Consider the following 4561-nt stretch of genomic DNA (forward strand, 5'->3'; position numbering starts at 1 on the left):
GGCGGCATAGCTGTCGCGATTGCCATATTCGGCCTGCGCATAGCCGGTGACCCGGTCGAACGTCGGCTTGGCGGTGATGATGTTGAGCGTGCCGGCGAGCGCGTTGCGGCCGTACAGCGTGCCCTGCGGCCCCTTGTTCACCTCGACCCGTTCCAGATCGTAGAACATGAGGCCAAGGCCGCGCGGACGCGGGATGTAGGAACCGTTCAGGTGCGGCGCGGCGCCCGGATCACCCAGTTCGGTGTTGTTCGAGGATCCGACGCCGCGGATGAAGATCTCGATATTGCCTTCCTGGTTGGCGATGTTCAGCCCCGGCACGGCCACGCCCAGGTTCCGCACATCGGTGATGCCGCTCTTGCGCAGATCATCGGCGGACAGGGCCTGCACCACGCCCGACACGTCCTGCAGATTCTGCTCACGACGGTTGGCGGTGACGACGATGTCATCGGTGCCCTGTTCGGTCGCCTGCGGCGACGTCGGGCTGGTCGACTGGTCCTGCTGCGGCGTTTCGATCACCTGCGCGACGGCAGGCATGGCGGTGCCCGAAAGGAGCAGCGCTGCCAATGGCAGATAAGTGGTCCTGGTCATGATAACTCCCTGAGACGTTTGTTTTTTTAGTTGTTGTTATTCGGGCAAGCGGTGCCCGCGCCGTTCGCCTGCACCAGGCGCGCCCGCGAAATCGTCAGGTCGAGCGTGCCGTCAGTCGTCAGAGAAAGCGGTGCCGTGACCTGGCGCATGTCAGCGCCGGCCTTGGCGAAACAGGAAAGCGGCACGGTCAGCGTCGTCCAGACTCCTGGCTTTGCCGCCCGCAAGGCGTCGGTGACCGGCACCTCGCCGGCACAGCGCTCGCCGCAAGCGACGCCCGCGGTCACTGCCCGGCTGGGCGCGCCATCCACCTTGAGGTCTATCTGCACGGCAAGCGCGCCGTTGGTCTCGCGCATCAGGTCGACGGGCGCGCTGTCGACGATCGCCGCCACCGCCTTGCCGCGGCCGGTCCATGCCAGCCGCACGCTGTCTTCCTGCGCGCGCCGGTCAGCGCCGCGGGCGGTGATGAGGTCGGGGCCCGGGTTGGGCGACAGGGCGCCCGGCGCACCGATCAGCAGGCGCCGTCCGGTGCCGGGCCGCCCGGCATCGAACAGGATCGTGCGGTCGCCGCTCGCCTGCGTCGCGCGCTGCTCCGGCAGCGGTGCCAGATCGCCGCGATCCTTCAGCGTCAGGCCAAAGCCATAGGGGAACAGCGGGTTATAATCCGCATCGCCCACGTTGACCGCGGTCTGGTCCGACGTGCGCGGCCAGCTGTACGGCAGCTTGCCACGGAAATCGGCCTTGCCGAACAGCACGTCCGCCACGCCGCCGCCCTCGCTGCCGGGCAGCCACGCCGCGACAAAGGCGTCCGAGGCGTTGAGGTACGGGTTCACCCATAGCGCTCGGCCAGACAGGAACACCGACACGGTCGGAATACCCGCCGCCTTAAGCTTCTTGAGCACCGCCAGATTGTCCTGCGTGTCGTCAAAGGCGACATCGGCGCGGTCGCCCTGGAATTCGGCATAGGGATCCTCGCCGAACACCACGACCGCCACGTCGGGCTTCTGCGTGAAGCGGCCGTCGGCCGACAGGTCGACCGTCGCGCCCACGCCCTTGGCCACCTCGCGCATGCCCTCGGCGATGGTCTGCGCCTTGGGGAAATCGGTCCGGCTGGTGCCGGTGCCCTGCCAGGTCAGCGTCCAGCCACCGGTCTGCTTGGTCATGTTGTCCGCGCCGTCACCGGTCAGCAGGATGCGCGCGCCCGGCTTCAGCGGCAGCGCGCTGCCCGCATTCTTCAGCAACACCAGCGACTGGCGCACCGCGTCGCGCGCCACGGCGCGATGCTCCGCGCTGCCGAGCAGGTCGTACTGGCCGGCGAGCGGGCGGCTGGAGGGCTTGCCCGCGTCCATCAATCCGGCGCGCACCTTCACGCGCAGGATGCGGCGCACGGCATCGTCCAGCGTCGCCATCGGCAGCCGGCCGTCCTTCGCCTGCGCCAGCGTATTTTGCCACAGCCCCTTCCAGCTGTCGGGCGCCATCGCCATGTCCAGACCGGCGGTGAACGTCTGGTAGCAATTGTCCGCGGTGCAGCCCTCGACCTGGCCATGACCGTTCCAGTCGCCGACCAGGAAGCCGTCAAAGCCCCAGTGATCCTTGATCACGCCGCGCAGCAGCGACCGGTTGCCGTGCATCTTGGCGCCGTTCCAGCTCGAGAAGCTGACCATGATCGACTGCACGCCCGCCTCGATCGCGGGAACATAGGGCGCGGCGAACAGGCGACGCAGCGTGGCCTCGTCCGTGCGCGCATCACCCTGGTCCTTGCCGCCGGCCGTGCCGCCGTCGCCCAGGAAATGCTTGGCGGTCGCGATGATATGGTTGCCGCGCAGCCAGTCGCGGTCGCCCACCTTGCCCTGCAGCCCCTCGATCAGCGGGCGGGCGTAAGCGGTGGCGATTTCGGGGTCCTCGCCGAACCCCTCATAGGTGCGGCCCCAGCGATCGTCGCGCACCACCGCCAGCGTCGGGGCAAAGGTCCAGTCCAGGCCAGTGACGCGCATTTCCGCGGCGGTCACTTCGCCGATCCGGCGCATCAGTTCGGGATTGCGCGCCGCGCCGAGCCCGATGTTGTGGGGGAACAGCGTCGCGCCGACGACATTGTTGTGCCCGTGGACGGCGTCAGACCCCCAGATCACCGGGATCCGCGGCAGCGCGCCATTGGGGCGCATCGACGCCTCATAGAAGGCGTCGGCGGCGGCGACCCAGGCCGGGGCAGTGACATGATGGCCCTCGCCGGGCTTGGAATTGCCGCCGTTCAGCACCGATCCCAGATGATAGCGATAGACGTCTTCGGGCGTCACGCTGGCGATGTCGGCCTGCACGACCTGACCGACCTTCTGCTCCAGCGACATGCGGCGCAGCAGATCCTCGACGGTCTTTTCCACCTTGGCGTCGCGCGTCGCGGGCAGCGCGGGCTTGGCCCAGTCCGCCGGCGTTGCGATCGCGCTCGGGTTGGCGGTGGCTGTCGCCTTGGCGGGGGTGGATGATGCGGCGGGCGCCTGCGCCTGCGCGGGGGAAGCGGCGAGCCCCGCCGCCAATGCAACATAGCCCACGCGATTCAGCACTCTCAGCACGCTCATCCCCTCTGAAAACTTCCCTGTCCCGACGCTATCGTTGCCCGTCGGTGGCGCAGTGTCTTGACAGCGTTGTCTAAACAGCGGTTTGGCAACGTTGTCAATTTTGAAGTCGCGAGCGGCTGTCATGGTGCGCGTGCCATCTCGGGCGCGTGCTGTGATCGGGCGGCAAATCGGTGCGGCCGTGCGTATTGTCGCTTGGCGCGCATTGTACGGGGCCGGTTGGCGGGGCATCGTCGCGCGCCGGCCGGTCCGGACCGCTCAGGTGCCAGGGCGGCCGGGGCGCAAGGGTCGCAGGTTGGGGCAGGGGGACTCGGATCGGGATGGAAGCAGGCGACAAGCGGCAGGTGCGGGCGACCATCACCGATGTGGCGGCGCGATCCGGCACCTCGATCAAGACGGTCTCGCGCGTCTTCAATGACGAGCCCTTTGTTCGCCCCGAGACGCGCAGGCGCGTGCTCGAAGCAGCGGCAGCGCTGGATTACCATCCCAACATGGCGGCGCGCAGCCTGGTGCGCGGGCGCTCCTTCCTGATCGGCCTGTTCTACGAAAACCCCAGCCCCAATTACGTCGTCGACCTCCAGACGGGGGCGCTCGATCGCCTGCACGACGAACGTTATCGCCTCTTGCTCTTTCCGTGCGAGAATGCGCGCGCCGTCTCCGGCCGCCTTCTCCAACTCGCCCGCACCTCTGGGCTTGAGGGGATCGTGCTCGCCCCGCCGCTCGGCGACGATCCGCAGACGGTGCGCGACCTGGTGGAGGCGCGCATGCCCTTCGTGCGCATCGCGCCGACCACCGCGCTCGATGCCTCCCCCACGGTGGGGATCGATGATGGCGCCGCGGCGCGGGAGATGACGGATCACCTCCTGTCGCTCGGCCATCGGCGGATCGCCTTTGTGCAGGGCGATCCCGACCACCCGTCGAACAGCCAGCGGCTGGATGGCTTTCGCGGCGCGATGCACGCCGCCGGGGCGGCGGTCGACGAACGGCTGATCGAACAGGGGCGTTATACGTTCGAATCCGGGCTCGCCGCGGGCCGCCGCATCTTTGCCGATCGCCAGCGGCCGACGGCGGTGTTCGCCGCGAATGACGATATGGCGGCAGGCGTGGTGGTCGCCGCCAAGGAAGCGGGGCTGGACGTGCCCGGCCATGTCTCCGTCGCGGGCTTCGACGACAGCCTCATCTCGCGTGTCACCTGGCCGCAGCTCACCACGATCCACCAGCCGACCTACGACATGGCGCACGCGGCGACTGACGCGCTGCTCGCGCTGATCGAGAAGCGCCCCCTGACGCCGGCGATCCGTCTCCAGCACCAGCTCCTGGTCCGCGGCTCAACCACCCGAACCGCGTCGCTCTGATTCCCATCTGGCCGGGCGCATGCCTTCCGCGGCCAGATTCGCCCGATTCTG

The 4561-nt window shown here is 68.5% G+C and carries 3 protein-coding genes; 1 reads left to right on the top strand and 2 read right to left on the bottom strand.

Annotated elements, in window-relative coordinates; translation table 11 throughout:
- Both XM50_RS00610 and XM50_RS00615 read right to left on the bottom strand, forming a co-directional pair.
- A partial coding sequence (locus XM50_RS00610; protein ID WP_156167035.1) for a TonB-dependent receptor plug domain-containing protein occupies positions 1-588 on the bottom strand: 588 nt, incomplete at its 3' end.
- A gap of 26 nt (positions 589-614) precedes the next feature.
- A complete protein-coding gene (locus XM50_RS00615; protein ID WP_443024619.1) occupies positions 615-3152 on the bottom strand; it encodes a glycoside hydrolase family 3 protein in 2538 nt (845 codons plus the stop codon).
- A gap of 323 nt (positions 3153-3475) precedes the next feature.
- Here XM50_RS00615 and XM50_RS00620 point away from each other — a divergent pair, with 323 nt between their 5' ends.
- Positions 3476-4510: a LacI family DNA-binding transcriptional regulator gene (locus XM50_RS00620; RefSeq protein ID WP_046406510.1), complete on the top strand. Its 1035-nt coding sequence runs from the start codon at positions 3476-3478 to the stop codon at positions 4508-4510.
- The last annotated feature ends 51 nt before the right edge of the window (positions 4511-4561 follow it).

It is taken from the genome of Sphingomonas sp. Ag1 (genome assembly GCF_000980895.1).
GTDB classification, from domain to species: Bacteria; Pseudomonadota; Alphaproteobacteria; order Sphingomonadales; family Sphingomonadaceae; genus Sphingomonas; species Sphingomonas panaciterrae.